The sequence below is a fragment of the Collinsella sp. AF29-7AC genome (assembly GCF_003475665.1).
Lineage (GTDB): Bacteria > Actinomycetota > Coriobacteriia > Coriobacteriales > Coriobacteriaceae > Collinsella.
Map to the genome: position 1 here is coordinate 20,968 of NZ_QRQX01000001.1, position 21,025 is coordinate 41,992.

Below are 21,025 nucleotides of genomic sequence, written 5' to 3' on the forward strand. Positions count from 1 at the left end.
GCTGGAGCCTCATTGCTACCCTTGCGTTTCGCCATTGGTCGCTTCGTTGATGGCGCGGTACTCGGCACTCAGCTCGCGCGCCAGCTCTTCCTTGCTTGGAAGATACGGCAGGTATTTGGCGGCAAACACTTGGTCGTTGTCTTCGGGCAGCGTGTACTCGACGATCGAATCGCTTTTGTCCGCGCAGAGCACGATGCCTATGGGCGGATTGTCGCCTTCGTTCATGAGCTCGCGCGTGTAGTAGTTCACATACATTTGCATCTGGCCCAGGTCCTGGTGCGTAAGGTCATCGGTCTTAAGGTCGATGAGCACGAAGCAGCGCATCAGATAGTTGTAAAACACAAGGTCAATATAGAAATGGCGCCCATCAAAGGTGATGCGCTTTTGGCGCGCCTCGAAAGCGAAACCACGGCCAAGCTCCAGCAGGAACTTCTGAAGATGCGTGATGAGTGCCTGCTCTAGATCGCTCTCGCGAAACGTAGCATCGTCCGAGAAACCTAAAAACTCCAGTACATATGGGTCGCGGATGATATCCTCGGGGCGACGAGCCGGGGCGCTCTCTTGGATTTCCTGGGTGACGGCCTCTTTGTCCTTGCTGGTAAGTAGGCGCTCGCGGAACATGGTGTTGATCTGGCGTTCGAGCTGACGCGTGCTCCAGCGAGAATCGGCGCATTCGTTCATGTACCATGTTCGAGCATCAGGGTCGGTTATACGCGATAACCTGCGGTAATGTGTCCAATTCAATCCGGAACGCAGTGCGTTCCGGATTGGGAACGCAAGATAAAACTGACGCATGTATCTTAAGCTTCTGGCGTTGAAGCCTCTGCCAAAATCCTTAGTCAATCTAACGGCAAGTTCGTCGATCAGTGCATCGCCATACTTGGCGCGCTCCTCTCCGCCCTGCTCATCAACAATGCTCTTGCCGATCTCCCAATACGCCTCAACCATCGCAAAGTTAACGGCGGTATAGGCCTTGTCGCGAGCGGCGTTGAGAATCGAGGAAACCTGCTTGTAAAAAAATTCTGGCACGATTGCCGATTCTCCACGGTTTACCAGTTCGCCCATCACTGTCGCCCCACTTTCCTCTTGTGGAATGCATCTTTATCGCATTTAGTTTAAAGCCTCGCGCGGACACGAATTGCTGTGCTGTCTGGCACCTTCGCATGGGAGCCTTGCGGTGACTAAAATGTGGCCATAGAGGCAGTTTTAGCGAACCTCATGGGGGTGACATGCATGGACAACAACACTTTGCTACCCCTTCATGTCAAAAATAGGGGCGCAGAACGATATTCTGCGCTCCTGATTGAGCCGATGCGTCTGAAAGCCGGCTTGCCTATTCGCTAGCGCCTTCGCTGTCTTCGCGATCGTTGACAAGCATTGCCGCACCGGCGACCGTTGTCGCCACGGCGGCGGCAGCGAGCCCGGCGGCAATGCCAGAGCCGTCGCCCGTGCCGGCGAGCTTCTCGCCCGATCCCTTGCTCTTGTTGCCCTTGCCGTTCTTGTCGGCGCTGCCCGCGTTGGTGCCGGTGCCGGTGTTGCCTGCACCGCCCGCGTCGCCCGAAGTCGTCACAGTAAAGCTTGCGGCTCCGTCGGTGGCAAGCTCGTAGTTCTGCGCCGCGTCGCCCAAAAGGCCTTTCGCGCGCACCCAGTACGTCCCTGCGGTAAATGCCTCGCCTTCGGCCATTGCCGTGCCCGGCACACCGTTTGCATCGTGCATAAACTCGAGCTGGGCGGTGCAGGCATCGCCTTCGAGCTTGCCCTCGAGCGGCGCCGCGATCTTTGCGCGCACGTCCTCGCCGGCCTTAAGGCCCTCGAGCCCTTCAAAGTGGGGCGTCAGTGCGCGCGGGTCGATATCGATGGGCACGGAACCCTGCAGTTCCGTAACGGTCTCGTTGCCCAGGGCGTCGACATCCACGTATTCGATAGCAAACGTGTTGCCCGAAGCCGCCACGCTGAGTACGTTACTGCTGTCGACAAGGCGGAAACGACCCTCGCCAACGGTCTTTCCATCCTGGAGCGAGGCATCGCTCAACGAGTCGCCGTATGTCATGCGCATACGGGTCGGGAGGTAGTACGAAACGGTCTGCTTGTGCTTCGCATCGTAATTGCGCTGGTAGATGCTTCGGGCCAGTGCCGCATCAACAAAGTCGGACGCAATGATGCCAATGTGCTTGAGGCAGTCCTCCTTTGTGCTCTCATTTCCGGTGCTGTTTATATACTGGCTCTTGTATAGATGCTCGTTGACCACTCGTGCTGCGGTAAAAGGATTGCTTCCTTGCTTGTAGTTCGTGCAGCTGGTGTAGTTGATACACCAGCTGTGCTCCAGGACCTTTACCTTGGCCCCGTCATTGTCCTCGACGTCCACCATGATGCGGGCGAGCTTGGTTGTCTCCTGCAGCGCCATATCGACCCAGCCGATTTTGTCGGTTCCTGTGCATTCGTAATGGTCCTGGGCGTATACCTTGGTGCAATAGGGCTCTTCGTTACCCGTTTTCCCCACGGCTTCAAAGCCCCGCTCGTCTCGAACGAGACACATAGAGGTGCTGTCGGTGTGTGCTGCGATTTTGTCGTCCCATTGGGTGAGGTCGAGGCCCCATGTGTGGCTGCTTACGCTGTTGCCGGCGAGCCCAAACCGACGCAGCAGGACGATCTTTCCGCGAACCTCGCCCAGCGTGGGGATGCGACTCGATGTGTAGAACAGGTCGGGGTTCTCATCCAAAACCTTGCCAAAGGCCGTCGTGAGGCTTTCGTTGGTAGCCTCGCCATTGCCCCGCGACACGAGCATGATGAGCGCTTCTGTCGGGTTTTCGCTCAAAAACGTATTGAAGTACCCGATGACATCGGAGAGATGCATAATGTTCCCGTCTTTTTTGAGCAGGTAACAAGCTCCGTGGTCGATGCCGGGGTCGCCGTTCTCGTCGTTCTTTCCAAGTCGGATATCAAAGTAGCGAATGCCTTCGAGCAACTGCGTGGGGATGTAATCCTGCTGGCATTTTGCTTGGGAGGATTGGGGCTCGGTGTCATTGTCCACGCTGCAGGTGCCCGAATCGTGCGTGCCCGGGATGCTCAGTTCGTCGAGGAACTTGCTGTTGTCGACGTATTTCATCCAACAGGGCCCGTCGACGTAGCTGCTGTACGTGATCCAGTCGAGGCTGCTAACCGTGGCATCGTTCTTTTTCATATCGTAACCGATAAGTTCGAGCTCCCACGGAATGCTCTTACTCTTATGGCAGATCTTATTGCTGTCCTGGTCTTTGCCGTCCGATTCTATTGCCAGGTACTTAATGTCTTTTTTCTCGGTTTCTTTCTCGACCGTCCGGTCTCGGATGATATAGGTTCCGTTTGACTGGCGTTTAAACGCAAAAGCGCGGCTGGGCTTGTCGTCATACTCGCCACTCCATACGTGGATGACCTTTCCATCTTTGTCCGAGTCGCCGTCGACCGACCAAATGCTGTAGCCCGTCTTATTATGCTCTTCGAAATTGAGTAAGGTGCGGATGGCATACCAATTTGTATTATCTGCATCGGTCACTACGTGTTCAAGGATGAGTTTGCTGGACGTGCCGTCATTAAACAGGTGGCAGACGTTGCCGCGAACGTTGCCGTCTTGGTTGACGCTCGCGGTGCGAAAATAGCCCGCGGGGCGAAGGCGAATGACGAACTTGTCGAGGGTGGCCGCCGGTGTGGGCGTGTCTTCTGCAAATGCCGCGCGCACGGGAAGGCCCAGCGCCGCGGTTTCGGGCAGGCTTGCAAATGGCGACAATGCTGCGAGTCCTAGGCCCAGCGTAAATGCTCGACGACTGATGGCGTGGTGTTCGGTCATAACTCCTCCATTCGCGGGGTGCGGTTATGCGCTCGTTTTGGTCACTATACTGCCCGGATGTCTAAACGTGTTGGCTTAATTGTCTGCGCGGTGCTATTAATCGGCGGGCGGACGCGTTGGGGCGCTTGTCTATTTGTGTTGCTACCGCGCTGGGGGTGGTTTTGCCGTCCAGCACCCTCGCGTTCGCCGGCTATCGGCATAAGAAAGGGAGGGCCGGCGAGCCGATCCTCCCTTAGTACGAAACGCTGGGGCACCGTCGCTTGTTTGCACTGCGCTCGTGTTTCCCGTTACGCTCGCGAGTCGCTTAGCGCTTGATCTCGATATCGTCGAGCTTGACGTCCATGGCCTCGGTCTTGGCCTTGGCGATATCATCGGCAAACTCCAGGGACTTCATCATGGTCTCGACGGCGTCCTTGTGCTCTTCGACATTGTCGATGCGCACGTACACGCTGCCGCCGTCAACGTCGGTGAAGTACTCAGTCGTCACGCCGCCCGAGTGTGTATAGGAAGCGTTGCGCCAGGTCTTGCCGTTGTACTTGACGGGATCATTCTCGGTCCACTCAAAGTCGGTCTTCCACTTGGCCTCGTAGTCAAACAGCTCGTCGGCGTTCTTGTCAGGGTCGAAGACGGGGATGAAGCGGTCGCTGGCGTGCTCGCTCTTGGTGAACTTAAACTGGGCCCTGTCGGCCGTGTCGCCGGCAACGTCGGTAATCTCGACGCCCTCGGGGACCTCGACCTTAAACCAAATGAAGTCGGTCCTCATATCCACGGCTGGCTTTTCTGCTCCGCCGCCACCGCCACTGCCGGTAGCGCCGCCGCTTCCGCCACAACCCACCAGGGCAACTGCGGCAAAGAGACTGATGCAGAGGGTGAGAATCGCAAAGGCCTTCTTTTTCATGGTCGTGTCCTCCTCGATCTGTAACCGCCCATGGATTACTTGCCTTTACTGTACGCGCGAGCGGCTCGTTCGGGTGGGCCATGTGTCCCATTCTGGGGGCCGGATTTGCGCCGGCAAGTGGCAATATGTCCGGGCGCAAAAGAGGGGAGGGCCGGTGCTGTCGACCCTCCCCGGGTTGGGCGCCCGTTGTTTTAATGGGGCGCGTGCGGGTGCCCCGTTACTTGATCTCGATGCTCGAAATTTCGACTTCGCGTGCCTCGGAAACTGCCTCTTCCATGTCATCGGGGAACTCGATGGAGTTGAGGAGCGCCTCGGCTTCTTTCTCGTGCTGGTCGAAGTTCGAGATGAGGACGTAGACGCTTCCCGGCTCAACGTCGGTAAAAAGCATGGTTGAGATGCCGCTGTTGTCCTCGTATGTTCCGACGAGCCACGTCCTGCCGTTATACTCGACGGACCCGCCATCCTTCCACTGGAACGTGTCCCCCTTCTTTTCCGCCTGGTCGGCGTGGGATTCCTCGGCCGTCAGCGCTTTTTTCCAAACGGGGATAAAGCGATCGGCCGAGGCGTTCTCATCTTCGGGGAAGGTGAGCTGGACCCTGTCGGCATTCTTGCCGGCAGAGTCACTTACGCCGACGCCCTCGGGCATCTCGACCTTAAACCAGATGAAGTCGGTCTTCTTGGCGACGGGGGCCTTTTCCTTGCTCTCGCTCTTGAGGGCGCTGCCGCCGCCCGATGCGCTCCCGCCGCAGCCGACAAGGGCAAACGCGGCAAAGAGGGCGATGCAGAGGGAAAGGATTGATAGGGTCTTTTTCTTCATGATGGCGTCCTCCTTGTCTGCCGATGACATCACGGCGCCGCGGGTTGTTGGGGTACTGATTGCGCTGGCGGCGGATGTCTCTGTGTACTGTGCGGCGATACCTCCGTTCGTTGTTTGCGGCCGTCGCTCGGCCGCGCCCCAACGGGTTCCTTACCTATAGATATGCCCCAGCTTGTGTTGCCCGGGAGTCTCGAAAGGTGGGCCATATGTCCCATGTTTGGGGCACTGGGCGCATGGGACGGCACGGCTCGGCATCGACTTTTCCATGTTGCGCAACAGCGCCCTGGGTGGGGGCGTATAGACTTGGCTGTGACAAAAGCTAAACCACGAAAGGTCGAACGATGTTCTGTAGAAAATGCGGACAGCAAGTGCCTGATGGATCGACGTTTTGCACGCATTGCGGGGCGTCGCTTGCGGGTGGCTCCGCGCCGACGCCTGCGGGCGCTGGTCCTTCCTCTGCCCCGGGCCTGACCCAGTCGATGCCGCCGGTCGCGCCTGCGCCTCAAAAGCCCAAGAGCAAGGCACCGATCATCATTGCTGTGGCATGTGCTGCTGTGGCCCTCATCGGGGGCGGCACGGTGTTTGCGCTTACGGTGCTCAACGGGTCAAAGAACTCCGGCACGCAGATTTCGGTGATCGATACCGGGTCTTCGGACGAGAAAGATTCTTCTGCCAAGAAGAAGAGCAACAAGTCCAAGGACAAGGAGTCTTCGTCGTCCGATGACGAGGCCGTTCCCGAAGACGAATCGGCATACTACGGCTCGGGCGATTCGGACGATTACCTAACCGACGTGTATACGTACACGAACGACATGCATCCTTATAGCATGTCGATTCCCAATCGCTTTGAGATGGAAGATACTCCCAGCGGCAGTGGCGCCAGGTATGAGGATCCGGAGACGGGCTTTGTAATCAACCTGTTTGGCTACGTCAACATTAACGACGAAACCTCGCACGAGATGTTCGTCGACGCGGACACCTCGGGCAAGGCTGACCTCTATACCGCGGAGGGCGACAACTGGTACGTGGTTTCGTGGCGCGACGGCGATACGATCATTTACGAAAAGACGATCGTTACGGATTCGACAATTGCCACGGCGCATTTGGAGTACTCGACTGCAAACCGCGACATGGGTTCGAAGATTATCGACACGCTGCTGCCGACGTTCCAGGTGGACTAGGCGTCCGTGCCTATAGCAGGCAATCGGAAACACCGATAGCCAGAGCTCCTGACAGCCTTTGTCTTATGGGCTAGACTGGCTTGGACAAGATCGATGAATGGGACAACCGCTTCCTGGCGTCGTTGTCCCATTTTTTATTATGCGTGCGGCCCATGGTGGCCGGCGCGGTGGGCAGAGGTGTTTCGATGAGCCAAGAGATGATGGACAAAACCTGCCGAGGGTTTGCCGAGGCGTTGGCTGCACGCGAGCCCGTTCCCGGCGGCGGTAGCGCCAGTGCGTTTGTGGGAGCACTGGGCGCCTCGCTGTGCGGGATGGTTGCTCGCTATGGCGCGACGAACCCCGCGCTTGCTGATCGTGCGGATGACCTGACGCGTGCGTTTGCCCATGCTGATGAGCTGGCCCAGGAGCTTGTCGAGTTGGTTGCCGAGGACGTTCGTGCCTATGGGCAGGTGTCCGCGGCATACGGTATTCCGCGTGACGATCCGGCTCGAGCGACCGCGATTCAGGATGCGCTGCATGTGGCCGCTATGCCGCCGTATCGCATTATGGATGCCTGCGGGCGCGCGCTGGCGCTGCTCGAGGACATGGCCGACAAGGGTTCGCGTCAGCTGCTGTCCGATGTGGCGTGCGGCGCCGTGTTCTGCCGTTCCGCTATGCAGGGCGCGAGCTTGACGCTCTTTGCGAACACCACGTCTATGAAGGATCGCGCTCGTGCTGAGGAGCTCGAGACGGCGTGTGATGAGTTGCTCGACATGTGGTTGCCGCGCGCCGATGCGCTGGCGCGCCGCGCCGCCGACGCTGCAAGGAAGAGAGGATAGCCATGGCTGAACTGCTGAAGGGTGCTCCCGTCGCTCGCGCTTTGACTGAGGAACTTGCTGCTCGCTGCGCAGCCCTGCGCGAGCGGGGCGTTGTTCCGACGTTGGCTATCGTGCGTGTGGGTGAACGCGAGGACGACCTATCCTACGAGCGCGGTGCGCTCAGGCGCTGCGAGAAGGTTGGCATTGAAGCTCGCCGCGTTTTGCTTCCCGCCGATGTTTCGCAGGACGAGCTGTTGGCGGCCATCGAGGACATCAATTCCGACCCCGCTGTTCATGGCTGCCTGATGTTCCGCCCGCTGCCCGCCGGCCTTGACGAGGACGCGGTTGCCTCGGCACTCGATCCCGCCAAGGACGTTGACTCCATGACGCCGGCTTCGCTGCTCACCACGCTTTCGGGGCGCGGCGAGGGTTTTGCCCCCTGCACAGCCGAAGCCGTGCTTGCTTTGCTGGATCATTACGGCGTTGAGCTGGATGGAGCTAAGGTTGCTGTGGTCGGTCGGTCTCTGGTGATTGGCCGTCCCGTTGCCGCCATGCTTACGGCGAGCAATGCGACCGTGACGACGTGCCATACGCATACGCACGACCTTGCTGCCGAGTGCCGTGCTGCCGACATTGTGGTTGCCGCCGTTGGACGCGCACGTACGATTGGCGTGGATGCGGTTCGCGAGGGCCAGACGATCATCGATGTTGGCATTAATTGGGACGAGGCCGCTGGCAAGCTGGTGGGTGACGTCGATTCTGATGCTGCGGAGCCGGTCGTTAACGCCATCACGCCCGTGCCGGGCGGCGTGGGCGCTGTGACGACGGCGATCCTCGCCAAACACGTGATCGAAGCGGCCGAGCGCGCATCGAAATAGGCGTTTTGGGCTGTTTGAGGGGTTAGTTCTATACCCCGTGGACAAAAAATGCCAAATATGAGTACTGTTGCCAAGATAGTCACATATATTTTAGGTCAAATAGGCTCTCTAACGATATTTATTATCGATAGAGAGCTTATTTTATTGGACCTATGAGGAATTACATCATCTAATTTTTGAACAAATGTAGACTTTCGACACCCATACGTAGCAAAATTGCTGTTACTAAATTGGTGACAGTACTCATATTTGGCATTTTTTGACCACAGGGGTTGCCAGCGCCGCGGTTTCGCCCTTTCTGCGCCGAAGCGATACACTGTTATCGTTTGATTTCTTCGCTCAAGGAGGATGCGCATGCCGTGCACAACGATTTTGGTTGGTAAGAACGCGAGCTACGACGGGTCGACGTTGGTTGCTCGCAACGAGGACTCGTCCAACGGGGTGTTTGAGCCCAAGCGCATGCGCGTGGTGCATCCCGACGAGCAGCCGCGCGTCTACACGAGCGTCCTGAGTCACCTGACCGTTGAGCTGCCCGATAACCCCATGCGCTACACGAGCGTCCCCGATGTTGTCCCGGGCCACGGCATCTGGGCCGAGGCCGGTTTCAACGAGCTCAATGTGGGCATGTCCGCAACCGAGACGCTCACCACCAACGAGCGCGTTCGCGGCGCCGACCCGCTCGTCGACTACGTGCCCGCCAAGGGCAACGAGGGCGAGGACGGCTATGTTCCGGCGCAGCCCGGCGGTCTGGGCGAGGAGGACATGGTGACCCTGGTGCTGCCATATGCCAAATCCGCCCGCGACGGCGTACGCATTCTGGGCGACCTGCTCGAGCGCTATGGTACCTACGAGAACAACGGCATCGCCTTTAGCGATGTGGACGAGATCTGGTGGCTCGAGACCATCGGCGGCCACCACTGGATCGCCAAGCGCGTGCCCGATGACGCCTATGTGACCATGCCCAACCAGCTGGGTATCGATAGCTTTGACCTGGATGACGCCGAGGGCGCCCAGACAGATCATATGTGCTCTGCCAACCTGCGTTCCTGGATGGCCGAGTGGCATCTGGACCTGACGCTGGGCGTCGAGGGCGACGGTCCGGCGACGGTCTTTAACCCGCGCGAGGCCTTTGGCTCGCACAGCGACAGCGACCACGTCTACAACACGCCGCGCGCCTGGTATATGCAGCGCTGCCTCAATCCCAGCGATGTGTGGGACGGCCCCGACGCCGATTACACGCCCGAGAGCGACGACATCCCCTGGAGCCGCGTGCCCGAGCGCAAGGTGACCATCGAGGACATCAAGTACGTGCTTTCGAGCCACTACCAGGGCACGGAGTACGATTGCTACGGCAGCAAGGGAACGCCCGCCACGCGCGGCGCCTATCGTCCCATCGGCATCAACCGCAACGGCCAGCTCGCCGTGTTGCAGCTGCGTCCCTATGCGCAGCCGGCGTATCGCGCCGTGCAGTGGATGGCGTTTGGCTCCAACTCGTTTAACGCGCTCGTACCGCTGTACGCCAATGTCGAGACCATGCCCGAGTACTATGCCGGCACGCAGGCTCGCGTGACGTCCGAGAATTTCTATTGGGCCAACCGCCTGATCGGTGCCTTGGCCGATGCTCGCTTCCATGAGTGCGGTCGCGCGGTCGAGGATTATCAGGAGAAGGTCGGCGGCATGGGCCACAAGCAGATTCACGACGTCGATGCCGCCGTGGCCGCGCTGCCCGAAGCCGAGGTGCCCGCCGAGCTCGCCCGCGCCAACGAGGAGTTTGCCGAGCGCGTGCGGGTGGAGACCGATGCTCTGTTGGGCAAGGTGCTCTACACCACGAGCTGTGCCATGAAGAACTCCTTCGCGATGAACGACAACGTAAGGTAAAGGCAACCTTGCAGCGAACGAGCGGGGCAAACGCCGTCAAAGGCTTTGGCCCGCTCGATTTCTATCTTGGCGGTAAAACGATTTTGTGTCGTTCACTCAATCTTGGGTACAAGAAGTCCAATGCAGTTGTTCATGATTGGAGCCAACCATGGTTATGAAACTCGATCAGCTTGTTAACGGTGCCATCAACGTGGGCTTCGGCGCCGCCGCCGTTGCCGTCGAGGGCGGCAAGAAGGTTCTCGACGACCTCGGTACCAAGGGCGAGCAGGTCCGCAAGGATGCCGGCACCCCCGATATCGCCCGCAGCGTGTCCGATATGTTCGAGCAGGCGGGTGGCACCATCTCCGACCTGACCGAGCGCCTGGGCATGCAGGGCGAGACTGCGGCGCAGCGCGTGCTCGATGAGCTCATCCTGGCGCGCGTCCGCGTTATGACCGCCCCCGAGCGTACGGCCTTCCTGGCCCATGTGCGCGACATCGTCGATTCGGTCGAGGACAACGTGACCTCGGTGCCCGTCGAGTCCGTTGAACCCGACGACGCAGAGGACGCCGAAGAGGCCGAGTAGCAGCGCAGATGGCAGATTCCACCACCGATTACAACAATCTAGATCCCTTAGGTGACGAGGCGGCGGTTGTCGATGAGGTCGACGCCGCCGTCTCGGGCGCTCGCAAGAAGCCGCGCGCTGTCGATATGGTCCCCGAGGAGCCCGACGCGATGGCGCCGGATGAAGAATACCAGCTCACGCCGGCGGGTCGTCGCGAACGCATCGGGCAGATTGTTCGCCTGGTCAAAAAGTACCGCGTGTGGGATAACCTCACGCCGGTTCGTTTGCGCCGCCTGCTCGAGGAACTCGGCCCCATGTTCGTCAAGATGGGGCAGATTCTGGCTAACCGGTCCGAGATTCTGCCGCAACGTTTTTGCGATGAGCTGCGTCGTCTGCGCTCCGACGTGGAGCCGGTGCCGTACGAGGTCGTACTCAGTTGTCTGGAAGAAGAATACGGCCTGCGCCTGGGGGAGATGTTCGATGCGATCGACCCCAATCCGCTTGGTAGCGCATCGCTCGCGCAGGTGCACCGCGCTCGTCTGGTGACGGGCGAGGACGTGGCCGTCAAGGTGCAGCGCCCCGGTGCGCAGCAGGTTATGGCACAGGACATCGATATCATCCGCTCGGTGGTGCGTATCGTTTCCAAGTTCGTCAACACCGATCAATTCGTTGACCTGCACGGCGTAGTCGAGGAGTTGTGGACCTCGTTTCGCGAGGAGACCAACTTTTTGGCCGAGGCCAAAAACCTCAACGACTTCTACGAGTTCCATAAGAGCGTTCATGGCGTGACGTGCCCTAAATCCTATCTGGACTTGTGCACCGAGCACGTGGTGGTTATGGACTACGTCGACGGCATTTCGATCGCCGATCCTGAACGCTTGGTGGCCGAGGGCTATGACTTGGAAAAGATCGGTGCCGCAATCGTCGAGGATTACTCGACGCAGGTGCTCGATGACGGCTTTTTCCATGCCGACCCGCATGCGGGAAACATTATTCTCAAGGACGGCATCGTTTACTTTATCGACTTGGGCATGGTCGGACGCATGTCGAGTCACGATCGCGGCATCGTCAAGGACATGATTTTCGCCGTGGCCGAGGGTGACGTGCCCAAGCTCAAGGATTCGCTCATGCGCTTCGCCGTGACGCGTGGCGACTCGGCCGAGCTCGATCATTCGGCCTTTTTGTCCGATTTGGACTTTATCGTGGCTGACTTTGCGGGCCTTGACCTGAAGGACCTGGATATCGGCGAGTTTTTGACCTCGCTGTTAAACCTTGCGCGTAAGAATGACGTTGAGCTGCCGAGCGTGGTGACGATGTTCGCGCGCGGCATGGTGACGCTCGAGGGTTTGCTGACCGAGTACATGCCCAACGTCAACATGATCCAGATCATCCAGACGCACATCAAAAACGAAAAAAGCACCTATGCGCGTGTGCGCGATATGGGACGCGATCTTGCCGCGAGCAGCTATCGCGCGGCAAAAGGCTCGCTCGAGGCGGCCGAGTATCTGGGCTTGGCTTCGCGCATGCTTACGCGCGGCCAGCTTAAGGTGAACACGCAGATCATGAGCAGCGATAAGGCGCTGCGACAGCTGGGCGGAATTATCGACCGCATGTCGATGGCAATTGTGATCGCCGGTCTGTTTATCGGTTCGTCGGTGGTGTACTACGCACGCATCGAGCCGGTTGTCCTCGGCATTCCGGTCATCGGCTTCTTTGGCTACGTCAGCGCACTGGTGCTGGCGCTTATGCTGGGCCGCAATATCTGGCTCAACAGTCACGGCGGCAAGCACTAGAGGCCGCGACCGTCACCGCATTTTCCTATCGCAAACAATAGCTTTTACCTTGGGCTTCGCCTGCGTGCGAGGCCCTTTTGCGTGCTACCATATCGACGGTAATAATCGATGGCCTAGATGGTGGTGCGGAGACGCACGAATGCGCGGTTTTCCTGCGCGTTTGGGAGAATCGGGGTGCAAGTCCCCGGCTGTACCAGTAACCGTAATTCCTCTTGGCTCGGGATGTTCGCGTCGCAGATCGGACGACGTGCCCGAGTCGTTAAGGTTAAGTCGGATCGCCTCCCATCTTGCATACGGCGGCGGCGTATGCCGCCGGTGTGCATAGGGCTCTGGAGGGAAGGGGGACCCCGATGGGGGAACTCGAGCGCAACATGCGCGATGACGTGGGGCAGCCTCAAGGCAACGCTCCAAGTACAGACAGTGGGAGACAAATGGATATGTTTGTGGACGAGCGCCAGCGCGTCTCGCATCGCCGTGGCGCGATTGCACGCGGTGTAGCTAAGCGCGGCCTGGTGGCATTCCTGGCCTTCGCGATGGCCTTTGGCACCACGCCGGCTCAGCTGTGGGCCGAGGGCGCCGAGGGCATTGCCGGGGCTGTGGCTCAGGCTGCGACACCGAGTGAGGACGCAGCGCTTGCGGGCGGTGCCGCTGAGCAGAGCGGCGCCGAGGTTTCGGATTCTGGGAGCGCGCCCGCAGCTAGTACCGCCACAACAGGGGCGGTAGCTGGCGACGAAGGCTCGGCGACGGGGGAGAACCCTGCCGCGAGTGAGCAGTCTTCGACGGCATCCGCTGGCCAAGCAGGATCTGCCGCCGTGGCTGCCGTCCAGGCAGAGAACCCGACAGAAACCGGCGATGTCGCCAAGAAGCAAGTCGAGGTCTCGTTCTCGATTATCGGCACCGATGCCGACGGCAAGGCTCAGACCTGGGTGGCACCTACGCAGCTCAAGCTCGACGAGGGCGCGACGGCTGCGGATGCCTTTATTAAGCTGCAAGAGAAGACGGGCTTCAAGGCGGACTACGATCCGAACACGGCATACGGTTTCTACCTCGAAAGCATCACATCCCCGAGCGATGGCCGCACGCTTGCCTTCGATCCGGCGACTTATGCCTACTGGCAGCTGTTCGTCGACGGCGCGTCTTCCTCGGTTGGCGCGAGCAGCATCAAGCTCACCCAGGGGCAGAAGATTGAGTTTGCCTATACGGCTGGTAGCTCGTCCCCTGTCGTTAAGGACCAGGTTGCCGCAAATGTGACCGTCATTGGTCGCGATGCCCAGGGCAAGACTCAGACTTGGGTCGATAACGCGCAGTATGTGGTGACGTCCGGCTCGAGCGCACTTGACCTTACGAAGGTCGCGCTCGAGGCGAATGGCATCGACGCCGTTGCTGCGGGCTCCTTCATTCTGAGCCTTAAGTACAACGGCGTTGAGCTGGGTACGCCGTTCGATTATTCGACCTCTTGGCAGCTGTTTATCAACGGCAAGTCGAGCGACCGCACGGCAGACAATGTCACCATTCATGCTGGCGATACCGTTACGTGGTTCTACGGTGGCTGGGGCGACCAGTTGCCATCCGATTCTGTTCATGCTTCCGTTCAGGTCCTCGGTAAGGACAAGGACGGCAAGCAGCAGGTTTGGGCCTCGACGGGCCAGACGAGTCTCAAGGCTGGTTCCACTGCTAAGGATTTGCTGGAGCAGACTGGTCTTACCCTCCATGCTACAGAAGAGTCTTGGGGTTGGTACCTCAGCGGCATTACCTCGCCGCTTGACGGTAAGATCTATGAGTATGATCCTGCGACCAAAAGTTATTGGCAGTTCTATGTAAATGGCAAGTTCGCCCAGGTCGGGGCCGGCAACTACGAACTCCAAGAGGGTGACGCCGTCACCTTTATGTATGGTGCTGACGCCGATGCCCTCCCCGGTCAGGTTCTTGGGTCCGTCGATGTTATCGGTCCCGATGTCAACGGCAACAATACTCGCTGGGGCTCGGCAAGCAATGTTTCCCTGCCCGAAGGCTCTACGGCCCAGGACCTTATTGAGACGGTTCTGAAGGCGAAGGGCGTTACGTACAACGGCTCCCAGAGTGGTGAGTACTGGTTCCTGAATTCCATTACTTCGCCGTTCGATCACAAGCCGTATGGCTGGGATGGTGCGACCAAGAAATATTGGCGTCTGTTTATCAACGGAGAGCCCTCATCTCTCTGCGCCAACCAGGTCACGCTCAAGAGCGGCGACAAGGCTACGTTTGCCTACACCACCGATAAATCGCCCATGCCCGATCCCGACAAGATTGTCGTGGACCCGAGTGCAACGACTCCTGATTGGGATGCCGAGTGGGCCGGCTACGGCAACAGTGGCAACGGTTCGACCGTAACGGATGCCAAGACACCTGCGCAGGCCGCCGGTCTTAAGTGGGCCTTCGATTGGAAGGCCGAGTCTGGTCAGCAGTATGCCAACTGCAGCGAACCTGTCATCGCTAACGGCTTTGTGTACATCGCGACCGAGAACGAGCTCATTAAGATCGATTCGTCCACGGGCAAAAAGGTTGCCTCTGCGCCGCTTGCCTCCAAGGTGAGCTATACCTCTCGTCCGATCTATACCAACGGCCTTATCATCGTTCCGCTCAACGGCGGTGCGGTCCAGGCGATTACTGCAGACAAGCTGATCTGCAAGTGGCTGACGCCTGGTTTGACGGACTTGACGCAGAGCTCCTGCACCGTGGTTTCGGATGGCGAGTACATCTATGTTGGTACGGTCGATATTTCGTATGACGAGAACTACAACGCGACCTACGGCAACGGCTCCCTGAAGCGTATCAAGATTGCCACGGGCGAAGTCTCTTGGCAGAACATTGACCCTTCCGAGGGCTATTATTGGACTGGTGCTGCGCTGACGGATAAGTACACCATTGTTCCTACGAGCGCGGGCACGCTTAAGTGCATTGATAAGACGACGGGCGATGTCGTTTCGACCATGAAGCTCGGCGCTGTCGCAAATGCCGATTGCATTGCCGATCCGTCCAATGGTTCGACCTTCTATCAGATGACGCACGACGGAATGCTCCATGTGATTTCGCTTTCGGCAAAGGGCGTGCTGAGTGAACAGAAGACGGTTGATCTGGGCCTTACGAATAATCTGAGCGCCCCTGCGGTGTCTGGTGACAATCTGATTGTCGGCGGACAGACGGCTAAGGGCTCTGCTCTGGTTCTCTATAACCTGAAGACGGGTAAGACCACGATGGTCGCTGCTGCCGACGGCAAGGCGCTGCCGGCTGGCCTCAACGGTATTGCTGCTACTCCGCTGGTGAGTGTTCAGGGCGGCAAGACCTACGTGTACTTCACCGTGAACAGCGCGGATAGCAAGGATTACGTCAACTACTCTGCTGGTGGTGGCGTGTATCGCTATACGCTCGGCGACGCAGAGGCGACGCAGATTTATGATGCGGCCGGCCATTACCAATACTGTGACTCTCCGGTCATTGCCGATGCTTCTGGCAACCTCTACTACATCAATGATTCGGGCATGCTGTTCAAGCTCGGGGCTGTTGAGTCTTGGACGGTTGCCTTTAATTCCAACGGCGGGTCTGCTTGCGACACTAAGTTTGTGGCTACGGCCGACGGCAAGCTGGTCAAGCCGGCCGATCCGACGCGCGATGGCTACACTTTCGGCGGTTGGTTCACCGATGAGGCTTGCACGCAGGCGTATGACTTCAGTACGCCGGTGACGGCCGATCTGACGCTGTATGCCAAGTGGACCAAGAATGCCGTTAACCCTGGCGGCAATGGCGGTTCTGGCACTAATGGTGGCAACGGTGGCGCTGGCAACGGTTCCGGCGCTGGCGCTGGCACTGGCACTGGCACTGGCACGGGTTCCGGCTCCGGCACGAAGGGCCAGCAGGCCGGCGGCGCTATCGCCCCGGGTCAGAAGCCGGTGACCAAGACGACGGTGTCGACCAAGACCGAGACCAAGGACAACAAGTCCGACAAGAAGGACTCCGATAAGTCCGATAAGAAGGACGAGAAGAAGTCTGACAAGAAGGACAGCAAGTCCGACAAGAAGTCCGATTCCAAGTCCGATACGGGTGCTGCTTCCACGACCACTGCTAAGAAGTCCTCTAGTGCTTCCGAGCAGGAGACTGGCACCAACCCGCTCGCCATCGTTGGCATCGCCGCCGGCGTCATCGGTCTCGCCATCGTCGGCGTGTTCGTGTTCACCAAACGTCGGTAGGTGAGGGCTGTGTCCAATAAATCCAAGGACGCTGACCCCAAGCAACCAGATTCCTCGTTTATCCAGCTTGACGATGCAAAGCAAAAGGGCGCCGCTTCGGCGGCGTCCGCCCCTCGCCGCAAGGCGCTCCTCGGCGTTCTGACTGCCGCGTGCACCATTCTGATCGTCGTCTCGCTGGGTTTCGTCCATCCTTCCGCAAGCGGTGCCTGGTCTATCGACTGGATCATTCAGGCCGTGACGGGGGAGAGCGTCGTCACCAAGGACACCAAGGCGTCTGGCTCGTCTGCCGCTTCGGGCGAGGCCAGTTCCAAGGATTCCAAGTCATCGAATGACGCAAAAGATGAGTCCAAGCATTCTGATGAGTCCAAGTCCAAGGACGATTCCGAGTCTTCAAACAAGGAATCGGACAAGAACTCGGATAACAAGAAGTCCGAGGACCAGGACGGCAAGAAGTCTGGCGATAAATCCGCTGCCCAAAATACGGGAGCCGGTGATACTTCCAATGCGTCTGGCGGTGCTTCTTCGGGCGGTGGCCAGTCGTCTGATGGAGTTTCATCCTCTAATGGTGGAAACGCCTCCTCGGGCGGCCAGAGCGGCTCGCAGGAGTCCAGCTACGTAACAGTGACGGTTTCGGTCACATCGAGCGCTGTGGGCAATCCTGTGTCTTCTGGTGGCACCTTTACCTTTAACGAAGGCGCTACCGTCTACGATGCCCTGTGCGCGCTGGGCCTTTCTGTCAACGCACATGGCTCGTCGTACGGAACGTATGTCTCCGCGATTGGTGGTTTGGCCGAGAAACAGTACGGCGGTACGAGCGGCTGGATGTACTCCGTCAACGGCACAACGCCCATGACGGCCTGCAGCAACTACGTTCTCTCCAACGGCGACAACGTGGTCTGGTATTACGTTACAGGCTAGAGGCCTCGACATAGCGCGCCAGACGGGCGGTTCGGACAAACATCCGGGCCGCCCGTTTTTCATGCGAATGGGATTGGGTCGCCGGGTCTCTCGGCAAACAAAAAACCGGTTGGAACGGGAATTCCAACCGGTTATACATTCAAGCAAATAATGAATCGACTACGACCGTGCGCCCTCGAGGAAGAAGCGGCGGCTGAAGTAGTTGTACCAGGTGACGAGGAACGTGGCGATGGCCTTCATGGCCTGGTAGCCGATGCTCAAAAACGTGACGCCCACAAACATGTATAGGTCGTTGAGGCCCAGGCCGATCACCGACAGGATGGTGAAGATCGTGAACTCGCGCTTGCGGCTCATGCCCTCGCGGTGGTCGAACACGTACTTCATGCTGAGCCAGTAGTTGACCACGACGGACGTGGTAAACGAGACCGTGGTGCTCATCAAAAAGTCGAGGTGAAACAGCTCGACAAGCGCAATGAGCATACCCCAGTCGATGCCAAAGGAGATAAGACCCACGACAGCGAACTTGAGGAACTGCTTGGTATGAGGTTGTGCCAGTGCCTTGCGCACGTAATCACATCCAATGCGTTGATGAATCGAGCAGAGGATACTTTAGAGCTTTTGCAAGGGAAGCGTAAGGTCTTTGCCAAGAACTATACGAACTCGCCAAATTTTCAAGAGCTAATCCGCAAACGTTGAAAATTTGCCCGTAAACGAGCAAAGCCCACGAACAACACAGCGCTTGACGCGCGTCATCCGTGGGCATTGTAAAGCTGTAAGGTTGCGAGTTACTTGGTCTCATCGCCTTCCAGGAAGATCTTTCGGGTCACAAAGTTGTAGACCATGACAAGCGCGGTGGCGCAGATCTTGGCGATATTGGCCTCGAGTCCCAGGCCGGCGTTGAGTGTCAACACGATACCGTCGTTGAGTGCCAGGCCGATCACGGACAGCACGACAAAGATAATGAACTCGCGGCGGCGGCTCATGCCTTCCTTGTGCGCAAACACGTACTTCATGCTGGCGACGTAATTAAAGATGAGTGAGATGATAAAGCCGCTGGTGTTGGCGATTAGGATGTTAAGGCCCAGACCGTAGTGGAGCAGATTCATGATGCCAAAGTCGATGACCGTGGCGACGATGCCGACGACGCCAAACTTCATGATCTGCGCAAGGAGCTTCTGCATGGTACCTGCCTTAGGGTGGCGCCGGGACGCCGTGGGGATGATAAACTCAGCAAGTTTAGCCAATCCCCACGGGTGGTGCTAGGCGCGCTCCTCGATAGCACCGTTTCTATATGCATCGAGCAGCTGGCGCAGGTCTTGGATCTGGCTGCGGATCTTGGCTCCGGAATCGGTGTCGCTCACCATGCGGCGACGGTCTGCTTGGTCAAAACGGTTGGTCTCGCTTTCGATGTCCACGTTGCGCGTGAGTGCCTCGGCAACCGTCGTAAAGGCCCGGTGCGACTTGAGGCGGCAGCCGCGCGAGCTCGAGATGAGCGTATAGCCGGCGATACCCGTCTTGGGGTGGTAGGCGCGGCAGAAGCCGCCATCGATGACCAGCAGCTTGCCCTCGGCGCGGATGGGCTGCTCGCCCTTGGTGGTCTTGACGGGCGTGTGGCCGTTGATGATGTGACCGGTCGGTGAGCATGCCATGGGCGCGACGCCAAACTCGCGCATGATGTCATTGCAGACCGAGGGCGACTTGGTAAGCGTAAAGTACGGGTCCATCGGCTCGACCCAGGTGCTCTTATCGGCGATATAGGCGCGCTCAAAGGTGCGCACCAGGCGTCCGCTGGCGGGTGAGTTAAAGCCAATCCACAGGTACCACATCCAGTCGAGAGCGTCGCGGTCGCCCACGCGCCAGGCGCGGCGGGCGATGTGGTCGCAAAAATCGAGATAATCGCGGCCAGCGTGCCAGGTGCCCAGGCAGTTCATGCTGCTAAAGGTGCCGTCTTCGTTGAGCGGCACGCAGCCATGGAACAGCAGGTTGCCGTTGGCGACCTTGTATATCGAGCCGTGGGAATAGAGGAAATCGATATGGCGATGCAGGTGATCGGCGGTGACAAACTCGGACACGAGCTTGTCGATGATGTGCTGCTCCTGGGGCGTGAGCGTATAGGGGTCCGTCGGGTCGACGGTGGGGAAGTCGTTGGTCGTGAGCGGCCACACGCTGCCGTCGGCGAGCGTGACCGTGCCGGTGTCGTGGTCGATCTTGTCGAGTAACAGGCGGTCGGTCATGTCGAACTCGGGATGGCGCTGGATAATCTGACCCTCGAGCTTAAAGAGCAGCACGTTGATGGCCTTGATCAGCGGGGTGATGGACTCACCGGCGGTGTAGGTGGCATCGGCAAAGGCGACAAGCTCACGCAGCGAGATGCCGTAGTCGTTCTCCAGGATCTCGTAGTTGTCGTAGCGTAGGTTGTTGCGCAGCACCGTGGCGATGCAGGCGGGCTCACCGGCCGCAGCGCCCATCCACAGCAGGTCGTGGTTGCCCCACTGGATGTCGAGTGAATGGTAGGTGAGCAGGCGGTCCATAATCTTGGCCGCGCCGCCACCGCGGTCGAAGATGTCGCCCACCAGGTGCAGGTGGTCGACGGCCAGGCGCTTGATGAGCGAGGCAAGCGACTCGATAAAGTCGTCGGCGCTTGCGGTCTCCAGGATGGACTCCACGATGCGCTCGTGATAGCGCACGCGATAGTTGTTCTCGTCCGGGTGCGTGTGCAACAACTCGTCGATGATATAGGCGTAATCGCGTGGGATGGCCTTACGCACCTTGGAGCGCGTATAACGGCTCGAAAGCGAGCGGGCAACCATAATGAGTTGGTCAAGCATCGTCTTGTACCAGGTGGGCGAGTCCTCGCGCTGGCTGCGGACCAGCTCGATCTTCTCGCGCGGGTAGTAGATGAGCGTGCACAGCTCGCCCTTCTCGTCAAAGGAGAGCGTTTCGCCAAAAATCTCGTCGACATGCTCGCGCACGACGCCCGAGCAGTTGTTGAGGATGTGCATAAAGGCTTCGTACTCGCCATGCACGTCGCTCATAAAATGCTCAGTGCCTTTGGGCAGGTTGAGGATGGCCGAGAGGTTGATGATCTCGGTAAACGCGGATTGCTCGGTGGGAAACTGTCTCGACAGCAGGCGCAGATACTTGAAGTCTTGCGGATTGCGATCGAATGCGACCATGAAACACCTTCCGATAGGGCTGGTAAAACTGATAAACAGCGTAAAACGTTTATCAGTATGCGCCGCTTTTGTTTCGATTGGGGATGGGCAGCCGAATTG

At 58.7% G+C, this 21,025-nt stretch carries 15 protein-coding genes; 8 read left to right on the forward strand and 7 right to left on the reverse strand.

The genetic code is table 11. From position 1 onward, the window contains the following. Positions 1-15 precede the first annotated feature (15 nt). From DWZ15_RS00080 to DWZ15_RS00095, 4 genes are all read right to left on the reverse strand, one after another. Positions 16-1,065 (reverse strand): YhcG family protein, encoded by a 1,050-nt coding sequence (locus DWZ15_RS00080; RefSeq protein ID WP_118448474.1) that lies wholly within the window; start codon positions 1,063-1,065, stop codon positions 16-18. 268 nt (positions 1,066-1,333) lie between these two features. After that, positions 1,334-3,823 carry a phosphatidylinositol-specific phospholipase C gene (locus DWZ15_RS00085; RefSeq protein ID WP_118448477.1) on the reverse strand — a complete coding sequence of 830 codons (2,490 nt, stop codon included), beginning with the start codon at positions 3,821-3,823 and terminating at the stop codon, positions 1,334-1,336. 304 nt (positions 3,824-4,127) lie between these two features. After that, positions 4,128-4,721 carry a hypothetical protein gene (locus tag DWZ15_RS00090; protein ID WP_118448480.1) on the reverse strand — a complete coding sequence of 198 codons (594 nt, stop codon included), beginning with the start codon at positions 4,719-4,721 and terminating at the stop codon, positions 4,128-4,130. A gap of 217 nt (positions 4,722-4,938) precedes the next feature. After that, complete coding sequence (locus DWZ15_RS00095; RefSeq protein WP_118448483.1) at positions 4,939-5,538, reverse strand: hypothetical protein; 600 nt, start codon at positions 5,536-5,538, stop codon at positions 4,939-4,941. Positions 5,539-5,879: 341 nt separating this feature from the next. Between DWZ15_RS00095 and DWZ15_RS00100 the strand changes: the two genes are divergently transcribed. From DWZ15_RS00100 to DWZ15_RS00150, 8 genes are all read left to right on the forward strand, one after another. Continuing rightward, positions 5,880-6,719: a zinc ribbon domain-containing protein gene (locus DWZ15_RS00100; RefSeq protein ID WP_118448486.1), complete on the forward strand. Its 840-nt coding sequence runs from the start codon at positions 5,880-5,882 to the stop codon at positions 6,717-6,719. A gap of 185 nt (positions 6,720-6,904) precedes the next feature. Further along, positions 6,905-7,537, forward strand: coding sequence for a cyclodeaminase/cyclohydrolase family protein (locus DWZ15_RS00105; protein WP_158549281.1), 633 nt, complete (start codon positions 6,905-6,907; stop codon positions 7,535-7,537). Between the two features lie 2 nt (positions 7,538-7,539). Further along, positions 7,540-8,394, forward strand: a complete 855-nt coding sequence (locus DWZ15_RS00110) for a bifunctional 5,10-methylenetetrahydrofolate dehydrogenase/5,10-methenyltetrahydrofolate cyclohydrolase (protein WP_117769551.1) — start codon at positions 7,540-7,542, stop codon at positions 8,392-8,394. A 354-nt stretch (positions 8,395-8,748) separates the two neighbouring features. After that, positions 8,749-10,272 (forward strand): C69 family dipeptidase, encoded by a 1,524-nt coding sequence (locus DWZ15_RS00115; RefSeq protein ID WP_118448491.1) that lies wholly within the window; start codon positions 8,749-8,751, stop codon positions 10,270-10,272. Between the two features lie 148 nt (positions 10,273-10,420). Next, positions 10,421-10,837: a hypothetical protein gene (locus DWZ15_RS00120; protein ID WP_117637319.1), complete on the forward strand. Its 417-nt coding sequence runs from the start codon at positions 10,421-10,423 to the stop codon at positions 10,835-10,837. 8 nt (positions 10,838-10,845) lie between these two features. After that, positions 10,846-12,609 (forward strand): AarF/ABC1/UbiB kinase family protein, encoded by a 1,764-nt coding sequence (locus tag DWZ15_RS00125; RefSeq protein ID WP_117655841.1) that lies wholly within the window; start codon positions 10,846-10,848, stop codon positions 12,607-12,609. Positions 12,610-13,040: 431 nt separating this feature from the next. After that, entirely contained in the window at positions 13,041-16,832 is a 3,792-nt protein-coding gene (locus DWZ15_RS10435; RefSeq protein ID WP_158572460.1) for a DUF4430 domain-containing protein, read from the forward strand. A 9-nt stretch (positions 16,833-16,841) separates the two neighbouring features. Continuing rightward, positions 16,842-17,750: a DUF4430 domain-containing protein gene (locus DWZ15_RS00150; RefSeq protein ID WP_231500726.1), complete on the forward strand. Its 909-nt coding sequence runs from the start codon at positions 16,842-16,844 to the stop codon at positions 17,748-17,750. Positions 17,751-17,909: 159 nt separating this feature from the next. On the opposite strand, the gene DWZ15_RS00155 is transcribed toward DWZ15_RS00150, so the two are convergent. The 3 genes from DWZ15_RS00155 to DWZ15_RS00165 form a co-directional block, all read right to left on the reverse strand. Beyond that, on the reverse strand, positions 17,910-18,317 hold the full coding sequence (locus DWZ15_RS00155) for a GtrA family protein (RefSeq protein WP_055250894.1): 408 nt from the start codon (positions 18,315-18,317) through the stop codon (positions 17,910-17,912). Between the two features lie 218 nt (positions 18,318-18,535). Continuing rightward, positions 18,536-18,931, reverse strand: a complete 396-nt coding sequence (locus DWZ15_RS00160; RefSeq protein ID WP_055250892.1) for a GtrA family protein — start codon at positions 18,929-18,931, stop codon at positions 18,536-18,538. Between the two features lie 78 nt (positions 18,932-19,009). Further along, positions 19,010-20,926 (reverse strand): fructose-bisphosphatase class III, encoded by a 1,917-nt coding sequence (locus DWZ15_RS00165; protein WP_055250890.1) that lies wholly within the window; start codon positions 20,924-20,926, stop codon positions 19,010-19,012. Positions 20,927-21,025: the final 99 nt, after the last annotated feature.